We start from the raw sequence: 3,441 nt of genomic DNA on the forward strand, positions 1-3,441 counted from the left end.
GGATGCTCATGGTCTTTTAATGCTTGTTGCAGAGTTTCCTTTGTTTCAGAACTGAGGAAGTTTTTAGTAGGCATTGACTTTCTCGGAAAATTATCATATTATACCATACAATATGCGTTTTAGATGCTGAACAGCTTAGCTGTCAGGAAGAAGGAAGTTCGGCAACGGATTATGTAACGGATGTAACGGATGTAACGGATGTAGATGTCAGGAAGAAGGAAGAAGCAAGAAGGAAGTTCGGCAACGGATTATGTAACGGATGTAACGGATGTAACGGATGTAGCTGTCAGGAAGAAGGAAGAAGGAAGAAGGAAGAAGGAAGAAAGCTCTTCGACTTCGCGATCGGGTAACAAGAAGTCCGAGGGAAGGGGTAATAGACCGAATTGGTTTGGGCCATTAAGAACGTCCTCAGCGTCTGGCGCGGTTGCTATATCTGCCCCGGCCTTTAGAAGTTGGGTAATGGGACAGCCTCAGCCAGGAGTTGCAAGTTGGAAGTTATATCATGTCCGGTCGAGAAACCGCGATTTTTGTAGGGGAGGGTTCGCCAACAATACCTGCCAACAATCTCCCATCTCAAAAACCCGCCCCGACCGGGATATTATGGTTAATTGATCGGAAATGATATTACGAGTTGGAAGTAGGGGTAGGTACGCAGTATGTGTCAGAAACGCGGTTTTTTCCGAGATGTTTAGTTACCAAAGCCGATATTTTCGTAGAAACCGCGTTTTTTAGCCTCAGTCCTATGGTACAAAACCTGCTGTCATTCACAAATCTTTACGGGCGGGTTTTGTACAAAGTTGATCCATGATATCAATTCCGGTTGCATTGGAATGATTAAACCGCAGAGTACGCAGAGAACGCAGAGGAAGAGAACAGAGAGATGGATACAGGACGATGAAGGGCGGATTTGATATGAGAGCCCAAGTTTTTTCCTTCAACCCGCCCGTAAAAAGCCAAACTCGCCTTTTATCGATTTGCGTGTTCTGCCAATAAAGCCTTTGCTCTTGGCTTGTAAATCAGATAAAACAGCGCTTCTATGTAGCGGAGCATATCTTCGCGGTTTTCCTTGGACGAGTAGTTCCAGAAACCGTAAGTCCGCGCCAGCTTCAGCAGCTTGGTAGTGTGAATTTTCCAGGTATACGTGCTGTAAACTCGGTCAATCCCTCGCGTTGAAATTTCATACCAATAGTTGGGATTTTGTTCGCATTTCGCTAAAAAAGCTAGAAGTTTTTGGGCGGTTTCCGGGTGGTTTGTCGGGTTGATATAAAACCCATTTACCCGATCTTGAATGATTTCCAGCGGACCGCCAAACTGCGTCCCGAAAGTGGGAATCCCGGTAATCATTGCTTCGAGAATTGTCAATCCGAAAGCTTCAAATAATGCTGGCTGAACAAATATACCTTGGCGGTCGGCGATTACCCGGTAGATTTCGCCGGACAGGCTTTTGGAAAGCCTCACTCCCAGCCAGCGAATTTTACCGTGGAGGTTGTATTGGTCGATAATTGCGTAGAGCTTTTTAATTTCTTCTGCTTCTTCGTAGTCGTCGGTTTCTTCGACCAGCAGCTTGCCAGCTACTAGAATTAAATTGCATTTTTCTTGCAGTTCCTGGCTTTTTCCAAACAATTCTGCTAAGCCTGTCAGGTTTTTAATGCGATCGAGCCGGGCGATCGAAAATAAAGGGCGCTTTTGCGGGTCGTCGAGTTTTCCAAAGACTTGTTCCGGGTCTTCTAGAGTAAATAGGAGTTCGCCCGGCCGATCGCGATCGGCTTGCACCCGGTCTTCTATCCGCGTGTAGGGAAAGTACACACTTTCGTTGACTCCCGGCGACACTACATTGAATTTAGGGCTGAACAGTTCAATCCCGTCCACAACGTGGTACAAATCCGGCATGGTAAAACACTTGTAAGATTCGTACTGACCGACACTATCGGGTTGGCCGACAATCTCTTGATAGGTGCTGGTGACAATACAATTAGCTGCATTCATGGCAATTATATCTGCCGTAAATTGCAGCGCAAAATGGTACTTTTCCTCTGACTCTTGCCAGTAAAGATTGCTCAACAAATATTTAGATTTTTCCAGCGCATGGGCAATATTGCACTGAGTAGTTTTGAGTTTGCGAGACAGCAAAAACGCTACCAAGTTGCCGTCGGAATAGTTGCCGACAATTAAATCTGGCTTGCCCTGAAACTCAGCCAGCAATTCTTGTTCTGCATCGATCGCGTAAGTTTCCAAATAAGGCCAAATCTCGAATCTCGAAATCCAATTTTGAGTCAGTTTGGGATTGAACTCGCGGAATGGAACCCGCAAAATCCAAGCATTTTCTGTGTCGTGAACTTTTTCCAAACGTTCGTTGCAGCGCGTGCCGTCGCTGTTAGGAATTAACCTGGTGAGAATAATTACTTTAGGTTTTACGCCTAAACTATCGAAACCGGCAAGATGAATGTCTTCTTGCAGTTGTTTCTCTAAACTCTTCGCTTGATCGAGGACATAAACTACCTGACCTCCCGTATCCGGTCGCCCCAAAACTCCTTCTTGGCCGAACCAGCCGTGAGGAGAAACTAGGACGATGTTGAAAATCATCGGGATGCGAGAAATAAATTGTTCTAGGGTTTGCGGATCGGGGGCATCAATTAATTCGTCAAGAAGTCCTAGGGTTTCACGCACGCGGGCTGCGGTATTTCCCCAACCTGCCTCCAAACCCATCATTTGCAGAACTAATCGAAATCTTTCGTAGGGTTCTTGTTCAGAAAGTTCGCTGACAAAGGTGAGGGCTTTTTTTACTTGTTCTGAAAGTTGTGCTTGGGATTTTATGCGATCGTTAATTAGTAATTGTACGCCGTTGGAGCGGTGGATGCCCAAGAAATTAAATAGAGTTTCCTGCGATTGTCTGGGGTCTTGAAACAGTTGGCTGGACAGGTATCGGTTGAGGAATTGCACTCCTTTGCCGATGTTTTTGGGGTCGCGAATTATGGGGGAATAGTCGTAAAACGGGCCGAAATCTAGTTCGAGAATGTCGCCTTCTTGGGGGTGAAAGTGGTTGACGAAGCGATCGCCCACGTCGAGCAATTCTTGCACTGTAATCTGCTGGACCCTCAAGTCGTCTCCAAGTCGCACTATTTCTATACTAGCAATTTTTGGCCGCAGCAGGATGCAAAGGCTGTCATCTTCCAGAATAATTTCCTGAACGCAGTAAATCAGTTTGCTCAACTGAGAAGATTGATGGAACTGTTCGGGCTTTTCGTATTTGGTGCAGTAGGCCGCAAAAGCGTTAACGGGACTTAAACAAAAAATACGGTGAAAATACGTTATAATGCTTGCATAGCAAGCATATAACGTTAAAGAATGACCAATGAAAGAGACAACCCCTGCCGCGATGCCCCCCTGCTTCGATAGATGGTGTCAAAGATTTGACGATATTTTTGGTCATCTTGCCCAAAA

1 protein-coding gene and 1 pseudogene are annotated in these 3,441 nt (G+C 45.7%); one reads left to right on the forward strand and one right to left on the reverse strand.

Going from position 1 to position 3,441, the window contains the following annotated elements; translation table 11 throughout:
• Positions 1-204: 204 nt before the first annotated feature.
• On the forward strand, positions 205-612 hold the full coding sequence (locus ACUVJL_RS16175) for a hypothetical protein (RefSeq protein WP_445246783.1): 408 nt from the start codon (positions 205-207) through the stop codon (positions 610-612).
• Positions 613-966: 354 nt separating this feature from the next.
• Here ACUVJL_RS16175 and ACUVJL_RS16180 read toward each other — a convergent pair.
• Positions 967-3,276 (reverse strand): annotated as a pseudogene (locus ACUVJL_RS16180) (sucrose synthase); the annotation flags it as partial.
• Positions 3,277-3,441 lie beyond the last annotated feature (165 nt).

This window comes from Microcoleus sp. OTE_8_concoct_300 (genome assembly GCF_031383065.1).
Lineage (GTDB): Bacteria > Cyanobacteriota > Cyanobacteriia > Cyanobacteriales > Microcoleaceae > Microcoleus.

What these genes read in the sequence shown, in the direction of transcription:
- ACUVJL_RS16175 (WP_445246783.1), top strand. Translation starts at nt 205, where the DNA reads ATGTCAGGAAGAAGGAAGAAGCAAGAAGGAAGTTCGGCAACGGATTAT.